The 23,478-nt window shown below is 32.7% G+C and carries 22 protein-coding genes; 1 reads left to right on the top strand and 21 read right to left on the bottom strand.

The annotated features are described in order from the left end of the window. Positions 1-53: 53 nt before the first annotated feature. Positions 54-1,106 carry a GDP-L-fucose synthase family protein gene (locus AC1B0Z_RS15500; protein WP_483793067.1) on the bottom strand — a complete coding sequence of 351 codons (1,053 nt, stop codon included), beginning with the start codon at positions 1,104-1,106 and terminating at the stop codon, positions 54-56. A 1-nt stretch (position 1,107) separates the two neighbouring features. Beyond that, positions 1,108-2,166, bottom strand: a complete 1,059-nt coding sequence (gene gmd / locus AC1B0Z_RS15495; RefSeq protein WP_483793065.1) for a GDP-mannose 4,6-dehydratase — start codon at positions 2,164-2,166, stop codon at positions 1,108-1,110. Between the two features lie 263 nt (positions 2,167-2,429). Here gmd and AC1B0Z_RS15490 point away from each other — a divergent pair, with 263 nt between their 5' ends. Then, entirely contained in the window at positions 2,430-3,635 is a 1,206-nt protein-coding gene (locus tag AC1B0Z_RS15490; protein ID WP_483793063.1) for an ArnT family glycosyltransferase, read from the top strand. Here AC1B0Z_RS15490 and AC1B0Z_RS15485 read toward each other — a convergent pair whose 3' ends face one another. The 19 genes from AC1B0Z_RS15485 to AC1B0Z_RS15395 form a co-directional block, all read right to left on the bottom strand. Then, complete coding sequence (locus AC1B0Z_RS15485) at positions 3,636-4,538, bottom strand: hypothetical protein (protein ID WP_483793061.1); 903 nt, start codon at positions 4,536-4,538, stop codon at positions 3,636-3,638. Then, on the bottom strand, positions 4,539-5,978 hold the full coding sequence (locus tag AC1B0Z_RS15480; protein ID WP_483793060.1) for an MBOAT family O-acyltransferase: 1,440 nt from the start codon (positions 5,976-5,978) through the stop codon (positions 4,539-4,541). A 15-nt stretch (positions 5,979-5,993) separates the two neighbouring features. Next, positions 5,994-6,962: a glycosyltransferase family 10 domain-containing protein gene (locus tag AC1B0Z_RS15475; RefSeq protein WP_483793058.1), complete on the bottom strand. Its 969-nt coding sequence runs from the start codon at positions 6,960-6,962 to the stop codon at positions 5,994-5,996. A 14-nt stretch (positions 6,963-6,976) separates the two neighbouring features. Continuing rightward, positions 6,977-7,855, bottom strand: a complete 879-nt coding sequence (locus tag AC1B0Z_RS15470) for a glycosyltransferase family 2 protein (protein ID WP_483793057.1) — start codon at positions 7,853-7,855, stop codon at positions 6,977-6,979. Positions 7,856-7,867: 12 nt separating this feature from the next. Then, a complete protein-coding gene (locus AC1B0Z_RS15465) occupies positions 7,868-9,007 on the bottom strand; it encodes a glycosyltransferase family 4 protein (RefSeq protein ID WP_483793055.1) in 1,140 nt (379 codons plus the stop codon). Further along, a complete protein-coding gene (locus AC1B0Z_RS15460; RefSeq protein ID WP_483793054.1) occupies positions 9,007-9,957 on the bottom strand; it encodes a glycosyltransferase family 2 protein in 951 nt (316 codons plus the stop codon). Before AC1B0Z_RS15460 ends, AC1B0Z_RS15465 begins: the two co-directional genes overlap by 1 nt. Continuing rightward, the gene (locus AC1B0Z_RS15455; RefSeq protein ID WP_483793052.1) at positions 9,958-10,938 is read right to left on the bottom strand and encodes a glycosyltransferase; all 981 of its coding nucleotides are present in this window, start codon (positions 10,936-10,938) and stop codon (positions 9,958-9,960) included. 17 nt (positions 10,939-10,955) lie between these two features. Further along, on the bottom strand, positions 10,956-11,591 hold the full coding sequence (locus AC1B0Z_RS15450; RefSeq protein ID WP_483793051.1) for a NeuD/PglB/VioB family sugar acetyltransferase: 636 nt from the start codon (positions 11,589-11,591) through the stop codon (positions 10,956-10,958). Beyond that, positions 11,588-12,670 (bottom strand): DegT/DnrJ/EryC1/StrS family aminotransferase, encoded by a 1,083-nt coding sequence (locus AC1B0Z_RS15445; protein ID WP_483793050.1) that lies wholly within the window; start codon positions 12,668-12,670, stop codon positions 11,588-11,590. Before AC1B0Z_RS15445 ends, AC1B0Z_RS15450 begins: the two co-directional genes overlap by 4 nt. Positions 12,671-12,710: 40 nt before the next feature. Then, entirely contained in the window at positions 12,711-13,691 is a 981-nt protein-coding gene (locus tag AC1B0Z_RS15440; RefSeq protein ID WP_483793049.1) for a glycosyltransferase family 2 protein, read from the bottom strand. Next, complete coding sequence (locus AC1B0Z_RS15435; RefSeq protein ID WP_483793048.1) at positions 13,684-14,616, bottom strand: glycosyltransferase family 2 protein; 933 nt, start codon at positions 14,614-14,616, stop codon at positions 13,684-13,686. The genes AC1B0Z_RS15440 and AC1B0Z_RS15435 overlap by 8 nt, the downstream gene beginning before the upstream one ends. After that, the gene (locus AC1B0Z_RS15430; RefSeq protein WP_483793047.1) at positions 14,613-15,494 is read right to left on the bottom strand and encodes a glycosyltransferase family 2 protein; all 882 of its coding nucleotides are present in this window, start codon (positions 15,492-15,494) and stop codon (positions 14,613-14,615) included. The genes AC1B0Z_RS15435 and AC1B0Z_RS15430 overlap by 4 nt, the downstream gene beginning before the upstream one ends. Before the next feature lie 20 nt (positions 15,495-15,514). Beyond that, entirely contained in the window at positions 15,515-16,351 is an 837-nt protein-coding gene (locus AC1B0Z_RS15425; RefSeq protein WP_483793046.1) for a glycosyltransferase family 2 protein, read from the bottom strand. 130 nt (positions 16,352-16,481) lie between these two features. Beyond that, entirely contained in the window at positions 16,482-17,309 is an 828-nt protein-coding gene (locus AC1B0Z_RS15420; RefSeq protein WP_483793044.1) for a class I SAM-dependent methyltransferase, read from the bottom strand. Then, a complete protein-coding gene (locus AC1B0Z_RS15415) occupies positions 17,263-17,928 on the bottom strand; it encodes a TylF/MycF/NovP-related O-methyltransferase (RefSeq protein ID WP_483793042.1) in 666 nt (221 codons plus the stop codon). Before AC1B0Z_RS15415 ends, AC1B0Z_RS15420 begins: the two co-directional genes overlap by 47 nt. A 23-nt stretch (positions 17,929-17,951) precedes the next feature. Continuing rightward, entirely contained in the window at positions 17,952-19,211 is a 1,260-nt protein-coding gene (locus tag AC1B0Z_RS15410; protein ID WP_483793041.1) for an ABC transporter ATP-binding protein, read from the bottom strand. Between the two features lie 2 nt (positions 19,212-19,213). Beyond that, positions 19,214-20,092 (bottom strand): ABC transporter permease, encoded by an 879-nt coding sequence (locus tag AC1B0Z_RS15405; protein WP_483793040.1) that lies wholly within the window; start codon positions 20,090-20,092, stop codon positions 19,214-19,216. A gap of 20 nt (positions 20,093-20,112) precedes the next feature. Continuing rightward, complete coding sequence (locus tag AC1B0Z_RS15400) at positions 20,113-22,590, bottom strand: exopolysaccharide transport family protein (RefSeq protein ID WP_483793039.1); 2,478 nt, start codon at positions 22,588-22,590, stop codon at positions 20,113-20,115. Positions 22,591-22,599: 9 nt separating this feature from the next. Further along, positions 22,600-23,400 carry a polysaccharide biosynthesis/export family protein gene (locus AC1B0Z_RS15395; RefSeq protein WP_483793038.1) on the bottom strand — a complete coding sequence of 267 codons (801 nt, stop codon included), beginning with the start codon at positions 23,398-23,400 and terminating at the stop codon, positions 22,600-22,602. Between the last annotated feature and the right edge of the window lie 78 nt (positions 23,401-23,478).

The following is a 23,478-nucleotide window of genomic DNA, read 5'->3' as shown; positions in this document are numbered from 1 at the left end:
ATCGCTAAAATACACTTTTTTAGGATGAAAGTAATGTTTTTATGGATAAAAGGTTAATTTGAAGTATTTTCTAAGTACCAATGATATAATTTTTTCAAACCATCACGAAGCTCAATTTTATGTTTCCAACCCAGTTGGTGTATTTTATCGCAATTGGTCAATTTTTTCATTGTACCGTCAGGTTTGGATGTATTGAATAAAAACTCGCCTTTGTACCCTACAACGGATTTGATAAGTTCTGCCAGTTCCTTAATAGCAATATCTGTTCCCGTTCCAATATTCAAATGTGCGTTTCGTATATCATTCTTATCTGCAAAACAATCATTAAAATCTACGGAATTCATTACAAAAACACAGGCTTCAGCCATATCTTCAGACCATAAAAACTCACGCATTGGTGTTCCACTACCCCATATTTCAACACTATTCTTTGATATTCCTTGAGATTCCATTATGCTTTTGGCTTCAGAGATATCTTGAATTTTTAAATCCTGAAGAATGTTATCAAACGTACTTTCTTGATACAGTTTTGCTAAATATATTTTTCTTAGTAATGCTGGCAATACATGAGATTTCTCCAGATCAAAATTATCATTCGGTCCGTACAAATTAGTAGGCATTACCGATAAAAAATTTGTGTTGTACTGGATATTATAGCTCTCACACATCTTTATCCCTGCTATCTTAGCAATGGCATAAGGCTCATTTGTATACTCCAGCGGTCCCGTTAAGAGATACTCTTCCTTTATAGGCTGCGGGCAGTTCTTAGGATAGATACAGGTACTCCCCAAAAACAATAGCTTCTTTACATGGTATTTATAACTTAAATGAATAACATGATTCTGAATCATTAAATTCTCATAAATAAAAGTACCTCGCCTTGTATTATTATCTAAAATACCGCCAACTTTTGCAGCTGCAAGAAACACGTATTCAGGTTGTTCACTCCTAAAAAAAATTTCAACCTCGTCATATTCCATCAAATCTAACTTCTCTCTATTTCGAGTTACGAGATTGTTATAACCTTGAGATTTTAAAGTTTTTAAAATAGCACTTCCTACTAAGCCATTGTGTCCAGCTACAAATATTTTGGCATTTTTATTCATACTATTTTTGATTAACCACAAACGTTAAATCGTGAGCCATCATAATTTTTACCAACTCCTTAAAGGGGGTTTTCCTTGGGTTCCATCCTAAATTATTTTTAGCTTTTGAAGGATCTCCTAATAATGTATCAACCTCTGACAACCTATAATAATTAGGATCAATTTCTACTAAAACCTTACCAGTATTAGTACAGATTCCTTTCTCGTCTTTCCCTGTTCCTTCCCATTTCAACACTATATCAGCTTCTTTAAAAGCCAATTCACAAAACTCCTTGACAGTATGTTGCTCTCCTGTACCTATTACATAGTCTTCAGGTACATCTTGTTGCAGCATGAGCCACATACATTCTACATAGTCCTTTGCATAGCCCCAATCCCGTTTTGCATCTAAATTTCCCAAATACAATTTATCTTGAATGCCATGTGCTATTCTTGCAGCAGCTAAAGTAATTTTTCTAGTTACAAAAGTCTCTCCTCTTCTTTCGGATTCATGATTAAACAAAATGCCATTGACGGCATACATACCGTAAGACTCCCTATAGTTTTTTGTTATCCAAAACGCATATAATTTTGCTACACCGTAAGGAGATCTAGGATAAAACGGTGTAGTCTCGGTTTGAGGTATCTCCTGAACCTTGCCAAATAGCTCTGACGTGGAAGCTTGGTAAATTCTTGTCTTCTTTGTTAATCCACAAATTCTTATAGCCTCAAGTAGTTTTAATGTTCCTACACCATCTGTTTCTGCGGTATATTCTGGCATATCAAAAGATACTTTTACGTGAGATTGCGCTGCGAGATTATAAATTTCATCAGGCTGGAGTTCCTGCACTAGCCTAATTAAGTTAGACCCGTCGGTCATATCGCCATAATGCAATTTAATATTTTGTTTTTCATGAAGATCCTTAAGCAACACATCTATATAAAGATGTTCTATGCGTTCGGTATTAAAGGTAGAACTTCTTCTAATTACACCGTGTACCATGTACCCTTTCTGTAATAATAGTTCTGCTAAATACGAACCATCCTGTCCATTAATCCCTGTAATTAAGGCTACTTTCATTTGTATTCTAATCTGAATTAATTTTGATAAAAATACTGATTTATACCGTAACAAAACATAGATTGATATATTGAGTTTTCAACCTACATATATAAAACGGAAAACAACATTTCTTCTTAAAGCCCTTTTATTTTTAATTACTTTTGAATAAATGTATAGCAATGCCCAACATACGCCTTTTATCGTTTTTTAACTCGAAAAAACTACTTGTTGTAAGTTGTGTTTCAACTGTGATTTATCTCATATTAAGAAGTGAAACTTTTATGAGACTGTACACTCCGTATGGAGATGAACGTAGTTTTCTAAAAGCTTTTAGAGCTATTGAAACCAATGGATTTTTATCTGAATGGATGGCAGGCAATATCTCACCATCATTCTATTTGTTGTCATATCCTTTTGTGTTGTTATTTGAAAATCCGCTTCATGGGTTTAGATTCGTCTCATTAATATGTACCATATTAACACTTGTTTTACTCTATCATTTTGGAAAAAACAAATTGAAGTTACAGAGCATAGTACTCTACTCTAGCCTCATTTTCACCATCAACTTTTTAGCCTACAGAATATTTTGGCAAGGTATAAATGACGACTTTTTACATTTGCTGGTAATATATTCTATTGTGCTACTTTATGATGGCTGTAAAAAGAAAAACAACAAGAATATATTACTTTTAGGCGCTATCATTGGTTTGATAATAGGCACCAGAATTTCAGCTTTTATCATAATTCCAGGTTATATTTTCTTCTTTTTGAAAGATTTTAAAACAGGTTTTAAAGTTGCTATAACAGCATTAATTATTGGCTTTTGTTTGCATGCGCCATCCTTAATTTCAAATAAAACACTTTCATCCATTAATAAAGACCCGGAGAACGGACTTACATGGGCTCAATTAAATTACGTATCTCAAATCTATGTCTACGAAGAAAAAATACCCGAACACAGTCGAATAAGTTGGGAGGAACTGCAAGACTACATTGACAATAATGGAAGCGAACATTTGCCAAAAACATTTATTGAAAGCGTTACTTTTAATTGGGGTTTCAGCATTCGCGAGTTTTTTAATGAATTATGGTTTACGCTTCACAGTATATTTTTTAGATTCTTTGGGCTGGGGCTTTTTGTCATACTCGCTTTTAGTTTTTATATGTTGAAACGTAGAAAGGCTTTGAACGACAATCTTAAGTTTTCAAAATCGTTTTTCTTGTTTTTTTGGAGCTATACTTTTTTATTATGCTTTGTGGTATTAACTAGTTTGGAAATACGCTGGTACACTTCATTTGTATTTTTGGGCATCTTGTTTTTTCATAAACTGCTTGAAGATTTTAAATGGAATACTCTTAAAATTAAGCCAGAATTAATATTAAACATCAATTTATTACTCCTTTTGTTATATCAGGCAAAATTCATTTTTACAGATAGTAATTTGTTATCTGATATTTTAAGAAAAATAGCTCCTAATATTTTTTAACTAGTCTAGCGAGGATAAATAGTTATTCAATTCTGAAGTAAAGAGCTTCGCACCAGTAATGTTCAAATGAGCGTTGTCGTAATAGTTAAGTTTATCAAGATATGCTTCAATCGATGTATCATAAACAAACATTTTAGCAACATTTTTATCAATAAGTTGCTCAAATCGTTCGATAAAAACTGAGTTATGTGTTCTGAAACTTGGAGAAAATACACAAATGAGTTCAATTTCATGTTGTTTACACATAGCCTGAACATCTTTAAAGGCCTTAACCTTAAGCGAATCTTCTATGTCTTTTTGATAGCTATTTTTTGTTTTTTCAATAGTTGAAGGATGTTTTTCAAGATCCAATAAAGGTTGTGACCCAAAACTGTCTAGTGGATTACTATCATTATTAGATACTTTTTTGAAGCTTACCATATCCTTATTCAATCTTCCTAGATATAAAAACTTGCTGTAATATGGTTGATTATCTTTTTCTATCAATGCGTCGTTAATAAAATTATACTCTGATAATGGTTTTAAAATATCATACCTAAAAGATAAAGCGGCTTCTTTAAAGTAAAACGGGTTATCAACAACCAGAAGTATTTTTTCAGGTGCCTTATTAAATTTCAATAGCGTCTCTAATAAAAACTCATGAAATATAATATCAGACCCGTGATAGGACAAATTGTATGTTTCTAAATCCTGAGCTTTTTGAATATCTCCAGCCAAAATATTTCCTGCACCGATAGAAGAGCCAAAAATGATAATATCCTTATTCATTTGCCCCTCTAAAACATATTCTAAACGTTTATCGTACTGATTATTTTTAGCGCAATTCAACAAAAAGAGACTCGCTTTTTCAACTAAGAAAAACAACAAACCAAATAGAAGAATACGTTTTAAAAATAGCTTCATCTAAAATTGAAAATAAATAAACTCTTGTGATGTTTCGTTACTGAACATTAAAACTAAGGCTATTAAAATCATATAAAAACTCCATCTTAGCACCCTATTTTTTTTCAGGAACATTGCTTCAATGGCATATTGCTGTGCTCTACCTATCCATTCAATAATAATGAAAACCACAATAAGAATGATGACATCCTTCGGTCTTATTGTTGGCAATGTAAATAGAGTCTCAGAAAATATTCCACTAAGGTAGCTTATGGCATGATCCATATTATCTGCTCTAAAAAACACCCAAGCTAAAACTGTAAGTAAAAAAGTAAGTAGTATACTTACGCTTTCCTTTAAGTTTGGCAAAACACTATTCTGAGCTACGATATTTATATGCTTTCTATTGCGCTTACCAAGCATCAATGGCAAAAAGTAAAGGGCGTTTAAACATCCCCAAGCTATAAATGTCCAGTTTGCACCATGCCAAAAACCGCTTACAATAAAAATCACGAAAGTATTCCTAACCTTGCTCCAACTACTACCTCTACTTCCGCCAAGTGGGATGTATAAGTAATCCCTAAACCAAGTAGATAAAGATATATGCCAACGTCTCCAAAACTCAGCAATGTCTCTTGAAAAGTATGGAAAGGCAAAATTCTGTTTTAAATTAAAACCAAATAATCTAGCGGTACCTATGGCTATATCAGAATAACCAGAGAAATCGCCATAGATTTGAAACGTAAAAAACAATGCTCCCAAAAATAATGTACTCCCAGAATATTCAGAGGAGTTATTAAAAATTTGGTTGACATATTCCGCGCAGCTATCAGCAATTACAACCTTTTTGAACAAACCCCAAAGTATCTGCTTACAACCATCTATAGCTTTAGCATAATGAAATTGCCTCTTTTTGTAAAACTGGGGCAACAAGTTTATAGCACGTTCTATAGGACCTGCAACTAGTTGCGGAAAAAAGCTAACAAAGGCTAAAAATGACAACAAATCTTTAGTTGGCTCTAATTTTCGTTTGTACACATCAATGGTATAACTCAACGTTTGAAATGTGTAAAAACTAATACCAACAGGTAAAATAATATCAAGCGTATTGGGTTGAATGCTTTGACCTAAGAATGAAAATGCTGTTACAAAGTTGTCTACAAAAAAGTTATAGTATTTAAAAAAGCCCAAGAAGCCGAGATTTACTAGAATGCTAGTCCATAATAATGTTTTTCTAGTGGTAAGCTTTTCTTCTTTTTTTAACTTTAGTCCAATACCATAATCTACCAAAGAGCTAAAAACTATCAACGCTAAAAATCGGTAATCCCACCAGCCGTAAAATATATAGCTAGCCAAAACCAATACTATATTTTGCAGCTTTAAATTTCTATTGACTACAAACCAATATAGCAGAAACACTATAGGCAGAAAAACGGCAAAATCTATGGAGTTGAACAGCATTTAAAGAACGTGTTTCTATTGTTTAAATTTGCGTTTTACTTTTCTAATGAATTTTTTAACATCCAACGATTTTGGGTAATTATCATAATATGCATTACCGCCCTTGAGGTGGATTAATTCTTTTTTATCACTTGAATTCGCACCTCTTTTTGATAGTATTGCATCAATTTGATTGGTAATAAATGGAAATATTTGGTAATGGTCTAAAACGAGTTCTCGGGCCTCTGTAATAGCTTCCAATTTATGCTCATAAGTTTTAGAATTCACTGTTTCCTTTAAAAACTGTTTGATATGCTTATCCTTTGGATCAATTTGGATTATAGCCTCGGCAGGAAAATAGTCTTCAATGCGCTCACACCCGAAATATAAAGGTACATTGTAACTTAAAAAGCAATCGGCTATTTTCTCTGTCCAGTAATAATCATTGCGAAAGTTTTCATAGGCAATGGTATATTTTGAAGATTTCATCACATCCCACTTGCTGTCTACTTCCTTAATGCCTCTTCCGAATAAATGTACAAAAGGCAAATCTGAAATAGATTCTAGAAAATCCATCCTTTTACTATGCTGAACAGAGGTTCGCTGGTTGCTGGTAATCCAAACTATTTTGTCTTCTTTCTGTAAATCTTTAGGCTTTAATTGTTTAAAATAATCATAATCCTGGTCTAAATGCCAAGGTAGTGCTGGTTGCGCCAATACATATTTCCCTCCTTGGTTTATTTGATTATAAATTACGGATACCTTCTTATTTGCATATTGACGGTATTTTGAAATCTCATTTGCTGGCTCTAAACATAAGTGCAAGATATTATCAGGATTTACTTTTACGTTTACATCAGTTTTTGGATAGTCTAGAATCACCAAAAAATCGCACTCTTTTACATCTTCCTCGGTAAACGTAATATGTTTCCATTTAAAAGATTGCTTTGGAGTTTGTCGTTTTATGTCAGGATAGGGATAGTATCTGCAAATTTTTACTAGCATTAACTTCTTTTTTATCAATATTTTAGACCTTGCGAGTTTAGTTTTTGTTGTATGGTTTCAGGTTTTACAGGTTTTCTGTGTTTTAAAACTTTTGGTAAACCTAAAATGGTTTTAAATATTGCCTTAAAATAATCCATAAAATATGTGCTGTCTTTCAAGGCATATTTAACAAAGTTATGCCAAAGTACTTTCATTATTTTTTTTAATGGATTCTTATAATATACAATATAAAAATTGATACTATTTTTTAGTTGACGCTGAAACCTGTAATAATTTCTACCTCTCTTTTTTCTTAATTGAACATCCACTCTGTGGTTAACTTTTATTTCTGGTTGGTAAAAAATAGTGTACCCCAAATCTAAAACTTCTAGAGCTACCACTGATTCTTCACCATAAATATCCATCCAATTGGGAAAACCTCTGGTGAGCTCATAGACACTTTTCTTTATAGCAAACCCACAGCCTACAAAATCGTTAGTGTAATAAGACTCCAACTGTTTTGAGTTCTCTAGTGCCACCGCATCAGATTTAAACAAACCCCTCACTTCTTGAAACGCAATAATTCCCAGATTAGCATCTTGTTCAAAACAATGAAAAACCGAATTAATAAAATCTGCACTTATAGGGTGGGCATCATCATCTAAACCAATAAAAACTTTGCCTTTTCCCTTCTTATACAATATATTTCGTGCTGGAGATGCACTGATACTTTCTTGCGAAACCGTCCATTTAACCCAATCATAATCATCAATTATAGCTTCAGTTTCTGTACACCCATCAACAAACACTAAGACTTCATGTTGAGAGCTTTCAACAATAGCTTTTAGTTTATCTAGCGTAAATGCCAAATCTTTCGCCCTATGTTTTGTAACTATTAAAAAAGATACTTCCATTTAGCTTAAGCCTTATACTATCGTGTCTTCGTAAAGTTGAATTATTTTAGGCTGTAAGGTAGCACGTTTATAATTATTTTCAATAAATCTTACATTATAATCTTGTGCTTTTTGTCTTAATTTTGAATCGATTAAGGCATGTTCCATTAATTTCGAAATTGCTTTAAAATCCAAAGGGTTTTCTATTAAGAAACCATTAACTCCGTGCTCTATAACTTCGGCAGTAGCCCCTCCAGGATTAGATTGGATGGGAAATGCTCCCATCGCCATAGCTTCTAAAAGTGCATTTGGCATACCATCAGAAAGATTATTGCCTAAATGAATGATACTTTTCCCCATAAGGGTTAATAGTTCTTCATTTTTAAGTCTTTCATGCCTTGGATGGATAACATAAGATAGTTGCTTAAAAACGTGAGAGGCTTTGATATAATTCTCTAGTTCTTTATCTGTACTATATACATGAAACTCAACAGTCTTAATTAGCTCTATATTCAGTAATTCTATGGCTTTTACAATTTGCAGAGCTTCACCAGCATCATACTGATACCCTTTAAAAAGGATAATACTTCTATCTTTTTGTACTTTAATTTTTGTGGTATCCACAGAAATGCCACCGTTACCAGGAAAGACGTAGGATGTTTTGTAAAAACCTAAATTCTTAAGTGCTTTTACATCCCGATGGCAATCGGAAATTAACACGTCCACCCGTTTCATAAAATCTTCTACTTCCTTATCTGTTGTTCCTCTTTTCTTATAATAGTACACATCGCTTCCCCAAGAGGAATAGATAAAAGGTATATTATTCTCCTTCATAATTGGTAGAATGGAAAAGCCTGTGAGCTGCATTTCAAAGCAATGTACAATGTCTGGATTAACGGATGAAATACTTTCACTGAGAGCAGTCGCTAGACTTTTTTCATTAAATTTTTGCAAAAATTTATACAATCCAGGAACTCTCTTTTTCAAAGTCAATCGTAATGGATAATCCCAATTAAGCCTCCATCCCTTAACTTGTTTTACCCATGGTATCCTGTGTGATACTACCCCATCGTCATTTGCATCAATCCAAAATACCTCAAAACCACAGTCTTTCAGCTGGTTTACCCATTGAAAAAAATGATGATTGGGAATGGCTACCATTAAAATCTTCATTATAGCTTAAATAAAGGTTTAAATTTAGTATCGCCCTTGCGAATTACTTTAAATATGATATAGAAAAAGTGAATTCGAAAGTACTTTAATTTCAAAACAAAATTATAGCATAGTTTTTTTTCTTTTATAAAACTTAAACATTTACTTGCTGCTACGAAGTTTCGCTCTGCAAGAGCTTGCCTAAAAAATCCAAGTGTCATTTTTAAAACAGATAATTTAACAGGATGTGATTGCGATAGTTTTAGAACAGTATTTTTAGCTTTAAAATATGACGTTAAACCATAATCAACATTCGAATAAAAACTATTGGTTGATGATTGCTCGCCTACCCTATAATAAATGAGTTCCCTATTAACAATTGCCAAAGATTTTTTTTGAAATAAGGCTCGCGCATATAACTCATGATCTTCTAGAATATGCATATCTTCTCGAATTGGAAAATACGATTGTATACTACAGGTTTTCCAAAGTGCCGCTACCATCATCATAGGAAATGCTCCTGTAGCAAATGCTTCAAACAGGTTTTCAGGCTCAACGAGGTTGGGGGATTTATCTTCTTCAGAAAAAATACTATTATTGAAAGCTCCTGAAAACGCCCTTAACTTGCAAACCACTACATCATTTTTTTCAATAGCTTTCATTTTCAAATTAAGGTGATCTGGATGCATAATATCGTCGCTATCAAAAAACTGTAAGTAGTCACCCTTAATTTTTGTAAAGCCAAAATTTCGGCATGCACTTGGGCCTTTTGCTATATTATTAGGTCTTTCAAATAATTTAAATCTATCATCATCCTGAATTAGTAAATTTACTTTTTTAACGGTGGTATCCGTACTGCCATCATCAACAATGATGCATTCCCAATCAGTATAGGTTTGTACTTTAATTGAAGTAATAGTCTCTTCTATTAAATGCACCCTGTTATATAAAGGTATGATTATAGATACCATTTAAATAAGTTTTTGCTTTAGAACTCCAAGACCTAAAAGAGCAAAAACAAACTTCACCATTGTTTTAAATTTAATTTTTTTTGCAAACACCTTTAAACTGCAATATTTGAAAGTTTCTTTTACTAAAATATGCCTCAATAATTTAATTACATTTTTGTAATTATTGCTAACATAAGCTTTGTTTATCAAGTTTTTGTTTGTGTTACATACAGATGCACCCAACAATTTATAATCTAGATCATTTCTATTAACAAAATTCAATCTACAATGGTAAGTGTCCAGTAATACAGCTATAAATTTATCTATGTTTTTGGGGTAACTTGCGCTACCTTCAGCTATTCTATATACTGTTGTAATATCTTTTACAAAATACAATTCAGATTGATAAGCTGTTTCTAATAATAGTCTTGTATCCCCAACAATAGTTGATGGTTTTAGTTCTTCATTAAGTTTTCTTAAAACCTTTCTTAATACTGTACTCCTAAAAATTGTAGTTGGAAACTCTATAAATTTACTTTCTAGCATCATAACTATTGCTTCTTCCTTAGTTTTACTGTACCTCGGTAGCACTTCTAAAAATGTATTATCTTCTTGATTGTAGAATTCAACGCCAGTGTAGACTAAACCTACTTTCGGGTATTCCCGTAGAATATTGATTTGTTTTTGAAGTTTAAATTTATCAATCCAGTAGTCATCGCCTTCACACATGGCTATATATTCGCCTTGGCAACCATCTATTGCGTAAAGTAAATTGGGTATTATACCAAGGTTTTTGTTATGGTTTTTATAATTAACAAGTGTTGACTTTGGATGATTTTTTATAATATTTCTAATAACAGAATCGGTATTATCTACGGAGCAGTCGTTTGAGATAATCAATTCCAGATTACAGTCTACCTCTTGCATTAATACACCCTCTATGGCTTCCTTTATATAAGCCTCATGATTATAAGTAATCATGCATACCGATATGAGTTCCATTTAAACCGTATTTGTTATCACTTGGTTGCTTTGGCTGGCACACCGACTACAACCTTGCCATCTGCCACATTAGAAATTACTACAGCACCTGCCCCTACAACAACATTGTTTCCAATCTCAACATCTGGTAAAATTGTGCTAGCGGCTCCTAAAAATGTATTATTACCTACTTTGCACCTGCCCAAAATATTAACGTTTGGGGAGACCTGTACAAAATTGCCCAAAATACTATCATGGGCAACAACGGCATTGTAATAAATTAAACCTCCTTTACCAATTTTCACATCATTTGATATTGCCGCCCCTTGCATTATTGTCGTACCTGCTCCCAAACTTACCCCAAAACTCCCTACATTAGAGTGTTTTGCTATTATAGTTGCTGGTTCTGCCCCCAATTCTGTAAACTTGTGGAAAAGCATTTCCCTATATTTAGTATTGCCCAAACCTAAAACAAAGGATTTGTTTTTTGAATTTTCGAGGTATGATCGAACGGCATCGAATGATTTTAAAATTTTAAATCTATCGAATAAAAGTTCTGGTAAGTTGGTGTTTAAATTATCAAAAAAAACAACATCGCTATCTAAAAACCCCAAATCAACCGAAATAATCTCCAGTACCTCTTTTGCTAAACCTTTTGCACCTACTATTATCATAATATATCTCTTATTGTCTTAGTAATCAACTCTAATTCTGCAGTCTTTAAGCCTACATATAATGGCAAACAAAGTATAGTTTTGGCTATAGCATCAGATATTGGCATATTGCAATTTTCATCTAAATACGGTAAATTGTTTAACGATGGGTAAAAATATCTTCTAGGGTGTACACCATTAAGCATAAGTTTTTCTACTGCTTTTAGCAATACGTTTTCATCTTTAAATATAATGGGGAAATAAGAGAAGTTCCATTTGGTATTGGGCCTTATCCTCAAAAATCTTAGGTTAGTATTTGATAGTTCCTTTAGATAATACTCCACCACTTTTTTTCTTTCGTTAATTATTGTGACCATGTAAGGTAAGATAGCCAACCCCATTGCTGCTTGTAATTCTGACATTTTAGCATTAATGCCCAAACCATGAAAATGCAATTCACCATCATGCCCAAAATTATGTTTGTGATATAATGTTTTGTAGATTCCATCGTCATTGCAAAACATAGCACCCCCTTCGGCCGTATGGAACAATTTAGTGGAATGAAAACTACATGTGCTAACATCGCCGTAATTAAAAATTGAGCTATTGTTATATTCTACCCCAAAACAGTGTGCCGCATCATAAATAACTTTTAAATTGTATTTTTTTGCTATTTCATTTATCTTATCCAGACTACATGGATTTCCAAATACATGGGTTGCCAAAATTGCTGTGGTTTTGTTAGTTATTGCTGCTTCAATTTTAGTCTCATCTATAGTTAAAAAATCCTCATTTATATCAACAAATACTGGTTTACAATTTTCCCATAAAATGGAGGCTGTAGTTGCTACATAAGAAAATGGCGTGGTAATAATTTCTGAGTTTTTCGCAAAAATCTTAATTGCGATTTGTAATGGTAACGTGCCATTAGCTGTTAAAATAATATTGTTAACGTTGTATGTTCTTTTGATGCGCTCTTCCAATTGCAAAACTAAAACCCCTCTATTGGTAAGCCATGACGTACTCCAAGCTTCTTGCAAAATGGCATTATATTCCTCTTGAAGCGGCATAAAGGTTTTTGTAACGTTAATTTTGCCCATTGATCTAATTTTACGTTAGGAAGAATTAAAGATATTAATATTATTTTACGTAAGCCTTTCTAAGGAACTTAATAAATTTTGATTGCCCTTTTAAGCCTTTAAGCTTTGTTTTACTAACAAATAGGAGTCTTAAAACTATTGCCTGTTTTATGCTTAAAATATTATATGTTTTAGTAGCATGAAGCACTGGACTTAACTGACTTTGACTCCAACTTTTATCTGTATACAAACCAACTAAACTAAAAAGCCATTGCTGCATATTTTGTTTGTTTAGCGCCAAAATATTTTTAGGTATTTCAGAATGTATGGATTGCAAAAACACAGGAATGGAATTAAACACATTTTTATTAAAATCTTTTGTTCTTGGATTTTTGGCACTTGCTCTTCTGTATACACAATCTATCTCTGTAAAAATTTTAAACTTAGGCTTTAACTGACTTAATAATTTGATATTAAACTCTACATCTTGAAACCTGCTTAAATTTTCATTAAAGTTCATTTTATCCTTTATCAAGGAAGCGTTGTATAGGGTACGTTGCAAGTTCCAGGGCAACCTATTTTTACCAATAAAAGCATTCAACGCCTGTTCCCAATCTTCAACCATAACATCGGGTGTGTCATCGTTTGAATAACCATCATTTTTATAAATCCCCATTGAGAATACAACCATGTCGAGATTTGATGCATCAATTGCCTTCACCCTTCCTTCTATGCAACCTTTCAACATAATATCATCACTATCAAAAAACTGAATGTATTTCCCCTTAGCAAGGTACAACCCATAATTTCTACAAGCATTTGCCCCCTTTTTTGTCTGCATAGGCCTTTTATAAAGAGTGAATTTTTGGTTTGAAATTATAAATTCATTCAAAACTTTATATTCCTTGCTATCTGAACCATCATCCACCACAATACATTCCCAGTTTGTATAGCTTTGGTTAATTATACTTTTTAAGGTTTCAATAGCCAACTCGCTCTTATTGAAGGTTGGGATGATTATGGATACTAAAGGATTATTCATCTATATAATGCCTTCCAATGGTTTTATTTTTTTGCCTACTTAACTCTATTTCGGGCATCATTTTATTAATTAAATTGATTTCCACCCACCGACGCTTTACATCTTTAAAACTGAGCTTCGTTAATGCAGATATCAGTTTTCTAAAAAGTGTCTTTTTTCGTTTCTTAGCTTCAAAAAGCCTATCCGCGGTTATATCTGCCCAATTTACCTTAAGTTGCTTTTCGCGCTTTTTTAGAGCATCTTCCTGAGTAATCTCAGGATCAAACCCTTGATTTATTCTATCGTGTTTTACAAATACATTTGCCACAACACCAATCTTCAAATTATGATACAAAACTCTTTGGCAGTAGTTGTTATCCTCTCCATAATGGAAAAATATTGGATCGAATCCTCCAATTGTATTTATAGTATGTATTGGCAGCAACCACGCAGCAGCGTTAACAAACGGTACATCGTAAATGTTGTTTTTATTATTTTTTTCAATACCGAAACCCGCCGCAATAATCTCGTTGACATCTTCCTTTTCTAAATATGTAGAAAAATTCCAATCTAACTCATGTCCAGAACCATTTAAATGTATAGGACTTAAAATACCATATTTTGGATTTAATTGATGAACTTTTATTAAATTGTCTATTGTATCAGTTTCCAAATACGCATCTTGATTTAATAAAAAAACATAATCGGCATTTTGTTTTAGCGCATAACTGATTCCTAAATTATTACCGCCCCCAAAACCTAGGTTTTCTTTCTGCTTAAATAAGGTAATGTTTTTAAAGTTCTGTTCAATATATTCTGTAGTGTTGTCTGTTGAATTATTATCAACAACAACTATATAGTATTTCTCAGGAATGGAAGCCAATGTTTTTGGCAGCCACTGCATGCCGTTGTAGGTTACTATGATGATATACAAGCTGCGACTCATCTAATTCTTAGTTTTCTTCTTAATGCTAACAAGGACTTTACAAATGGATTAAACCGTTTTAGCAATTTTAATCTTAGTTTTGAATTCACAAGCCAAAAGTATTCATCATATAGTAATTTATATAAAATTGTATAATCATTACCATCTTTTCCTCTATTGGATTGGGTTGCTTGGTTATTGTGCAATCTAAACTTTACCAACTCCTCATTTAAAATTGCTACGTTTTTGAATTTTAAAACTCTAAAACAGAACTCATAATCTAAAACCTGTTTTAAATCCTCTCTAAAACATCCAATTTTATCAATAAGGCTTTTTGAAAACATATAAGTAGACGGCTCTCCAACTTTATTCATTGGTGCTTTTAAGAAGTAGTCTGATTTAAAAATCTCTTTTGTCATTAATTGATAATCACCCTGATTCTTTAAGTTTAAATTTAATTGCAAGTCTTTAAAATTACCTATCCACTTATTAGTCTCTTCACTATCAAAAATTGTGTCTACCAAAAATCCTCTTTTGCATGCAACCAACCCAATATCTGAATTGGCCTCCAACACGTTTACCATTTTCTCAACACAAGTATCCAATAAAACATCATCTTGAAATAAAAACTTAATGTATTTTCCGTTGGCATTCTTGATACAGTTATTCCAATTTGCACCTATTCCTGTAGGCTGATGTGAATAGAGATGAACTGGAAAATCTGTCGTTGTTTTAAATTGTTTTACAATCGCTAAAGTATCATCTTTAGAATTATCATCACTTATAACAACTTCAATAGTTTCATAAGTTTGATTTAAAATAGAATCGAGTGCACTTTGCAGAAATGCAGCACCATTAAACGTAGGAATGCAAATTGATACTAATGAGCTGTTGCGCAAAACTTCAAATTAAATTTTAATTATAGTTTATCAAGTTCACTATTAAAAAGCTTAAAGCCTAATAGTTTTTTGCAAAAAGCATCAATTACAAACTTTCTACTAGATATTTTGTTTAAAAACTTATTTTGTTGCTCTGTATTGTTGCTGAACAAATCTTGAAATTGCTTGTGAAACAGGGCAGAATGCTTCTTAACAATATAGTCTTGGTTTTCTAGAACCATTTTATCCGTAAAAGATTTTATCATAGAGGTATTTGCGACATAATACCTAAATGCAACTTGCCTTAAATGGTAAAATTCAACATTTAAAGCCGCCATTGAAATCCAAAAATCCCAATCTTCATGACCTTGATGGGGCATATTCTGGTCATAACCCCCTATTTCTTCCCACAAACGCTTTTTGAATATAGCGCATGCATCTATATAATTATGATTCAATATTTTATTTAGATTAAAATCACCAACATTCCACATGCCCGTTCTCTCACCATAATACTCTGCATGTCCATAAACCACACCCACATTTTCCTTTTCCGTAAAAACAGGAATAGCTTTTAATGCATAATCCTTTTTTACTTGATTATCAGAATCTAAAGGAAGTATAAACTCTCCTATAGCCTTTTTAATTCCAAAATTTCTGGCCGACCCAAGTCCTCCGTTTTCTTTTTTATGGTATTTGAATCGCTTGTCTATCTCTACCCACTTTAAGGCTATGGATTCTAAATTATCTGGCGACCCATCATTAACAATAATAGCTTCCCAATCTTGAAAATCTTGATGCAAAACAGACTCTAAAGTTCCCTCTAGGGTTTTCTCTGAATTGTAACATGGTATAACTATGGATAGTATAGGTTTCATTGTTATTTTTTCGTTACTACAATAACGTAATTCATTGTATTTATTGGGTTGAAATCTTTTTTATCTAAATATGAAAAAAGCCTATTTACTAAGGTTTTGCAGTTTAATTTTTTATTATAATACAAATCTTTTATCCTCTTAATTTTAATCTTGATTTTATTCTTTTTAAATAGCATTTTAGCAAATAAGAAGAACTGTTCAATCTTTTTTCTAAAACCGCATTTCTCTCTTCCAACCTTGATATCTTTCTACATTTATACTCCAATAATTCTGGATGTACATACGTGTTTAAACATTTCCTGTTCTCTTTCAAAATCATTTTATAAGAAGGGTTGTCTAATTCTGATTTTTTAATAAAAACCAAAATATTCTGTCTATACCACCAACTAATCTTTGTGTTGTTCCAAATTTTATGTCTTAAAAAATCTATGCATTCATATCCATTATCTAGAAAAATATCAACCCAATACTGATTGTACTGCTCGTTATAATGTAGTGTTCCTTCTTGACCCGGTATAGCCGCAGAAAACAATACAATATCGCTGTGACTACATAAGGAATTTATAAATGTTTTCGAGTTTTCAGGTAAAATATGTTCCGCAACTTCAAGTGAAATGGCCAAGTCGAACCTTTTACCTAAATTGATCATGTTGTTTAAATCAAAAGCCTTAAACTTACTTGCTTTAACAACTAATTTTTCGGTTTCTACATAATCACCATCAATACCAAAAATTTCACAGTTATTCTCCTCAAAAACACTTAACCAAGTTCCCAACCCACAACCAACATCTAGAACAGTTTTGGGCTTAAAGTATGACAAAAAAAGAGGCACAACTTCTTGTGCAGAATTTAAAGAATTCTGAAAGTGTACTTCATGGAAATTATCATTATAATCTTTGGGAGTCATTCTTTTAAAGTTTCCTTCCTTGGGATGTTTTAATGATGTAGCAAACATCATTTTTTGTTTGACGAATTCTCAAAGGTAAATTGTTTTTAGATAAATAATCGTGAACCGCCCTTGAGCAACCATCCCAAGCATAGTAATCATCAATAATGATAAGACCATTTTCTGCAACTAAAGGGTATAAATTCTCTAAACATACCATTGTAGAATCATACCAATCTCCATCTAATCTCAAAATAGCAATAGGTTCTGAAATTTTAGTATTTGGTATGGTTTTATCAAACCACCCTTTTACAATTTCATGATGTGTTGATCCGGATAACGCCATCGCCTCTTCTGCTAAATGAATTTCTGCTTTACAGTTATCTAGTCCTTTTCCATCATTATCTAGTTGCCAAGTCTTGGCGGCATCACCATCATTTAGTTTTGCATCTGGCAGGCCCTCAAAACTATCAAAGAGTATACATTTTCTCTTTTTTTGAGAATAGTCGTAAATACCAGCAATCATGCCTCCTCGCCAAACCCCACATTCTACAACACAGCCATCAATAGCACTAACCCCATCACATAACAATAAATTATCAGTATAAGTTCCCAAAGGAATCATTGTGAAATCTTTATACCTATCGTATATAGATTCTTCCTTTGATTTTTTATGGAATAATTTTATCATTTATTACTTTTTTAATTACTAAGCTAATGTAATGTCCAATTTCCTTCGTCAATGTATTGACAAATGTTGTTTTGCCAACCCCATTCTGGTTCTTTTTGGTTTAACATATCTACCTCAAAATTACAACAATCAAATTCCTGGAACTTTTCTCTTGTTTTAGAATTCGCTAGGTGTATTCTTAAGTGATAATTTCCTTTATATAAGCGAAGTTTATCAAATACATATCGCATTTTATTCACTCCTCTTTTTCTACAAATTGGTGAATCTATATCAAAAATATAAGCAAATAAAACTCCCTTATTAAGATTATTCATTATTTGGAAAGCAATAGCTAAATTCTTATAATTATCAACAGGTAAATTAAATTCAAAATCAATTTTAAAAGCTTCTCCATTTGCTTGCAAAGTCCCTCCTTCTGATGTAATAATTTCTACTCGCGTTACCGATGGATGCTCTTTTAATGGCTCTTTTTCTATAATCCTTTGTGAAGTTTCCAAAGATGAATAATAGCTTATGGCCTTACTCGTCTCATCGATTGTCGCAATTTTACCATTTACAAGCACTACTGTTCTACTAGCCAAAGTACTAATTGCACTCAAGTCATGGCTTACAAATAATACTGTACGTCCTTCCCCTTGACTTATATCCTGCATTTTTCCAATGGCCTTTTTCTGAAACTCGGCATCACCTACAGCCAAAACCTCATCTATTACCAAAATATCAGGTTCTAAATGAGCAGCTACCGCAAATGCTAAACGTACTCTCATACCACTGGAATAACGTTTTACCGGTGTATCGATATAACGCTGACATCCAGAAAACTCTATAATTTCATCTATCTTAGACTTTATTTCTTGCTTGGTCATGCCCAAGATAGCACCGTTTAAGTAAATATTCTCCCGTCCCGTCATCTCTGGATGAAAACCAGTCCCAACCTCTAATAAAGATGCTATACGCCCTTTAGATTTTATGTTCCCTGTGGTTGGTAGCGTAACTCTTGAAAGGATTTTTAATAATGTAGATTTGCCAGCTCCATTTTTACCAATAATTCCTAGAACCTCTCCACGTTTTACTTCAAAATTTATATCCTTTAAAGCCCATACGTAATTAGAATTGCCTTTGCTGCTTCTGTCGTTTACCTCGCCTACCTTCAAAAACGGATCTTGTTTTCCTCTTATCTTACTCCACCATCGTGTAAGGTCGCTGGCAATGGTACCTGTGCCAACCAAACCTAATCGATATTGTTTAGAAACGTTCTCTATTTTTAATATCACATCGCTCATATCTAAACCGTATCAATAAAATTTTTCTCTGTTTTATTGAAAATTATTAATCCAATCAAAAAAATAAAAACACTTATCAACATGGTGTATATAAAGCCTTCCCAACTAAACGTGCCTGTATTTAAAAGCATATACCTAAAGCCCTCAATAATTTGTGTTAACGGGTTATATTCTACTATTGGCACTACCCAACTTGGAAATTTTAATCGCGCCTCAGATACTGGATAAGGCACTGCGGAGATATACATCAACAATTGCACACCAAAACCAACCAATACTGTTAAATCACGATACTTGGTAGTCATTGAAGAAATAATCATTCCAAAGCCCAACCCTAATAAGGCCATAAGCAATACATATATTGGAAATAACAATATACAATTATTTATCTGTAGAGTAAGACCATTAAAATAGTAGTACAGAAAAAATAACATAAAAATACCTATTTGTATGCCAAACTTCAATAAGTTTGAAATAGTGACGGACATGGGCATAACAACTCTAGGAAAATATACCTTACCAAAAATATTCTGGTTTTTCACAAACGTACCCGAAGTTCCTGTTAAGCATTCTTTGAAATAATTCCAAGCAGTAATACCTGCCAGGTTAAATAAAAATGGAGGCACACTTCCAGTTTCTATCTGACCTAAATTATTAAATATTAACGTGAAAATCACAGATGTGGAAAGCGGTTGAATTAAGAACCACAATGGCCCTAAAATGGTTTGCTTATAGACCGTTATAATATCTCGCTTAACAAATAATATTATTAAATCCCTATAACGCCATATTTCCCTAAAATTAAAATCAATAAATTTTTTCTTAGGAGAAATAGTATATAACCACTCAGTATTTGATGTTTCGTTTTTCAAGATTTTCACCTTTTGAATTTTGAGTGGCCTTACTTAAATGGGTTAAAAAATCTTATGGTCTTTTTTATAAAAGACCTCTTTGATTTTTCATCATCATGATAACCATTCGTGTAATTCCCATATCCATATCCATAGCCATAGCCATAGCCATAACCGTATCCGTAGCCATAACCATAACCACGCCCTTTCTCATTATAACCATTATATACTATACTTAAATTTTTAATTTCACCTTTTTTGTACTTATCATTAATTAGGTTTATCATCTCTTTTTTAGTATAATCTTGCCTAACAACATACAACGATGCATCAGCGAATTGAATCAACTCAATAGCATCAGCAACTAAACCAATTGGAGGTGTATCTAATACGATATAGTCATATTCACTTTTAAGCTTTTCAATTAATTTATTCATCCTTTCATTAATTAAAAGTTCTGATGGATTTGGAGGAATAGGGCCTGAAGTGATAACATCAAGATTCTCGACGATTGTTTTTTGGGTAACTTCCTCTAAAGTTTTCTGGCCAATTAAATAATTTACTGCGCCAATATCATTTTCAATCTTAAAATCCCCAAAAATTTTAGGTTTTCTTAAATCAAGACCAACCAGTATTGTTTTTTTCCCACTTAACGCAAACACGGTAGCTATATTTATAGAACAAAATGTTTTGCCCTCACCGCTAACAGAAGAAGTTACCATAACAGTTTTTGTACTCTCAATATCGTGCTGTTTGTACATGTATTGCAAACTAGACCGTATTGCCCTAAACGCCTCTGAAACCGCAGATTTAGGTTTTCTATGTACAATTAAGTTATTATCTAAAGTGTTTTTACCCACCACGCCAAGTATCGGAATATTAGTAAGATTATCTAAACTTTTAGGGTCGTGTATTCTTGTATCAAAGAGAGTTACTAAAAGAGCCAGCAATAGCGGTGGCAACAACCCTCCTAGTATAGCAAATATGTAGCGTGAACTTAATTTTAAATCAATAGGTCTAGCTCCTGTATTCTTTGCAGAATCTATCCAAATAATATCTGATACTGTTGCGGCTTTTATAATATCAGCTTCCCCACGTTTAGATAAAAATAGATTATATGTTTTTTCATTTAATAGATATTGACGTTTAATATCCAATAAATTTTGTTGGTCTTTTGGCAACCTATTGAACTGTGCTTTTTCCTTAGTTATTTTACTATTTACAGCATTCAATTCTCTATCTAATCCTGCAGTAGAAGATTTTATGTTCTCAAGCAAAACTTGTTTAAAACCATCGATCTGCATGTTAAGCTCATCGAATATTGAAGCGCCTTCTTTAACAGTTGCTTCATATTTTGCCTTTTGAACTGATAAGGCATTAATTCTTGAAATATTACCTAAAATATTAACATCGTCTATACCTGCTACAGATGGGGCTGGAAGTTCAGTAAACGACTTGCTGGTTTCTAAATAGGTTTTAAGGTTTGCGTAATATGCCTTCTTCCTTACAATATCATCACGTTGAAGCTCTAAACTTGAAAGTTTTCGGGATAGCAATTCGCTTTCTTGATCTAAATTAAAGATCCCCATTTTGGAACTATATTCGATAATGTCATCAGAATTAACTGTTAAGGAATCCTTTACCCTAGACAATTGGCTATCTATAAAGGCTATAGTATTGGTAACAAATTGGTTTTTTCTTTCCAATTGCTCTTTTGTTAATACCCTAACTGTTTCATTTAAATAATCTTCAATCTTCTTGGTGTTATTGTCTACCATGCTCAAGTTAATAATTGAAGAATTCCGTGGATTACCGATTGATAACCTTCCACGATATGTAGCCACCACAGCATCAAAACTTAAGAGCTCAATAAAATAAATATCACCAGATTTCACAGTTCTTTCTTCTGCCAATATAACTTGCCCTTTAAAATAGGGTAGATCGATAAATTCGCCTATGTTATGCGTTGTTACTGAAACCCCCGAAGAAACATCTTTTGTTTTAACCGATTGATTAGAATATTTTTGTGTTGTAATAGTACTGGATTCAAAATCAAACTCTAAATCAAATTGATTACTATCTTTAAAACTTATTTTAATTGGTGTATTTAAAACTTGATACGCCGCAGTATCTATCTCAAATCTGAAGGGAGCATCTTTATATATATCATCTTTACGAAAACGTGATTCTTTCAGGTAGGTAACGTAAAATTGCAAATTGTCAACTATTTGTTCGTGTAGACTTCTTGACTGTAGTGTATTGATTATAGTTTGAACCTTTCCTGAAATCCCGCCATAATTAAATGTAAGACTTGTGTTTGAAGAAAAGAGAGGGTTTTTATCTTCCTCTAAAGAGATTTTTGTACTAAGCCTGTAAGATTGTTGTTTGCGTATATTTTGTTGATAAACTATAAAAACACCAATGCCAACACAAATGACGAATAATTTCCAGTAGCTAAGTGCTTTAAAAAGAAATGCCTTAATATCAAACGCTGGACCAGAGTCTATTATGTCAAATTCGTCGTTCATATAGCCTATTTAGTTCTGCTGTGTTAAAAGATATGTTGAGAGCAAAATAGAGAAAAGACTTGCTATTGTGGTAATAGTTTGTGTTGCCGTTTGTCCTGCTCCAAGAGCTTTTCTTTTCAAAGGTTTTACCAATATCATATCATTGGGCTTAATGTAATAATATGGTGATTTCATGGCGGCCTTATCTGTTAAATCTATGTGGTGTATTTGTTGTCCATCAGGATATTGTCTTACTATCAAAACATCGGTTCTATCCCCAGTATCCCTTATATCTCCTGCGTTTGCCAGTGCTTCAATAATATTTACCCTATCTTGAAACAACGTAAGCACGCCACCTCCAGCTACTTCACCTGTAACGGTATATCGTAAACCTGATAATTTTACTGTTACAAATATTTTTGCGACGTCTTTTAGGTACTTATCCAAAAGTGCTTGTTTCACCTTTTCCTCAATCTCATCGGTAGTAAAACCAAGAACATTTATTTTATCCAATATGGGAAATTCAATATTACCATGTAAATCTACAGTAAAACCACTAAAATAAAGACTTTGCGCATTTATTTGACCATTCGCTTGCTCTGTAGGTTGAAAAATCTCAACCAATTTCTTAAGCTCACTATCCGTAGATTTTATACTAATACTCAGTATATCATTAACTTGTACCCTATATGGCGTTACCATACTTTGTATTTGCGAAGAATTATCAACCGTTGTACCTTTATCTTGTAAATAAACAAGGTCTTTGTTGGTAATACACGAATTAAAAAAGAGGCCAAAAACTAGCAGATAAAACCAAATAAATTGCTTCATTCCATGGGGTTTGAGATACGACAAATATAACCTTTCATCGTGAATAATAAAACTTTAATCGGATTTTTTGGTTTTTTA

The organism is Hyunsoonleella sp. J2K-J805, assembly GCF_057167125.1.
The sequence above is the reverse complement of the archived record's forward strand: the minus strand, read 5'-3'. Positions and strand labels throughout refer to the sequence as shown.

What these genes read in the sequence shown, in the direction of transcription:
- AC1B0Z_RS15400 (WP_483793039.1), bottom strand. Translation starts at nt 22,590, where the DNA reads ATGAACGACGAATTTGACATAATAGACTCTGGTCCAGCGTTTGATATT.
- AC1B0Z_RS15470 (WP_483793057.1), bottom strand. Translation starts at nt 7,855, where the DNA reads ATGGAAGTATCTTTTTTAATAGTTACAAAACATAGGGCGAAAGATTTG.
- AC1B0Z_RS15435 (WP_483793048.1), bottom strand. Translation starts at nt 14,616, where the DNA reads ATGAGTCGCAGCTTGTATATCATCATAGTAACCTACAACGGCATGCAG.
- AC1B0Z_RS15395 (WP_483793038.1), bottom strand. Translation starts at nt 23,400, where the DNA reads ATGAAGCAATTTATTTGGTTTTATCTGCTAGTTTTTGGCCTCTTTTTT.
- AC1B0Z_RS15460 (WP_483793054.1), bottom strand. Translation starts at nt 9,957, where the DNA reads ATGGTATCTATAATCATACCTTTATATAACAGGGTGCATTTAATAGAA.
- AC1B0Z_RS15480 (WP_483793060.1), bottom strand. Translation starts at nt 5,978, where the DNA reads ATGCTGTTCAACTCCATAGATTTTGCCGTTTTTCTGCCTATAGTGTTT.
- AC1B0Z_RS15500 (WP_483793067.1), bottom strand. Translation starts at nt 1,106, where the DNA reads ATGAATAAAAATGCCAAAATATTTGTAGCTGGACACAATGGCTTAGTA.
- AC1B0Z_RS15450 (WP_483793051.1), bottom strand. Translation starts at nt 11,591, where the DNA reads ATGATAATAGTAGGTGCAAAAGGTTTAGCAAAAGAGGTACTGGAGATT.
- AC1B0Z_RS15420 (WP_483793044.1), bottom strand. Translation starts at nt 17,309, where the DNA reads ATGATGTTTGCTACATCATTAAAACATCCCAAGGAAGGAAACTTTAAA.
- AC1B0Z_RS15410 (WP_483793041.1), bottom strand. Translation starts at nt 19,211, where the DNA reads ATGAGCGATGTGATATTAAAAATAGAGAACGTTTCTAAACAATATCGA.
- AC1B0Z_RS15445 (WP_483793050.1), bottom strand. Translation starts at nt 12,670, where the DNA reads ATGGGCAAAATTAACGTTACAAAAACCTTTATGCCGCTTCAAGAGGAA.
- AC1B0Z_RS15415 (WP_483793042.1), bottom strand. Translation starts at nt 17,928, where the DNA reads ATGATAAAATTATTCCATAAAAAATCAAAGGAAGAATCTATATACGAT.
- AC1B0Z_RS15455 (WP_483793052.1), bottom strand. Translation starts at nt 10,938, where the DNA reads ATGGAACTCATATCGGTATGCATGATTACTTATAATCATGAGGCTTAT.
- AC1B0Z_RS15490 (WP_483793063.1), top strand. Translation starts at nt 2,430, where the DNA reads ATGAGACTGTACACTCCGTATGGAGATGAACGTAGTTTTCTAAAAGCT.
- AC1B0Z_RS15425 (WP_483793046.1), bottom strand. Translation starts at nt 16,351, where the DNA reads ATGAAACCTATACTATCCATAGTTATACCATGTTACAATTCAGAGAAA.
- AC1B0Z_RS15465 (WP_483793055.1), bottom strand. Translation starts at nt 9,007, where the DNA reads ATGAAGATTTTAATGGTAGCCATTCCCAATCATCATTTTTTTCAATGG.
- AC1B0Z_RS15440 (WP_483793049.1), bottom strand. Translation starts at nt 13,691, where the DNA reads ATGAATAATCCTTTAGTATCCATAATCATCCCAACCTTCAATAAGAGC.
- AC1B0Z_RS15475 (WP_483793058.1), bottom strand. Translation starts at nt 6,962, where the DNA reads ATGCTAGTAAAAATTTGCAGATACTATCCCTATCCTGACATAAAACGA.
- AC1B0Z_RS15485 (WP_483793061.1), bottom strand. Translation starts at nt 4,538, where the DNA reads ATGAAGCTATTTTTAAAACGTATTCTTCTATTTGGTTTGTTGTTTTTC.
- gmd (WP_483793065.1), bottom strand. Translation starts at nt 2,166, where the DNA reads ATGAAAGTAGCCTTAATTACAGGGATTAATGGACAGGATGGTTCGTAT.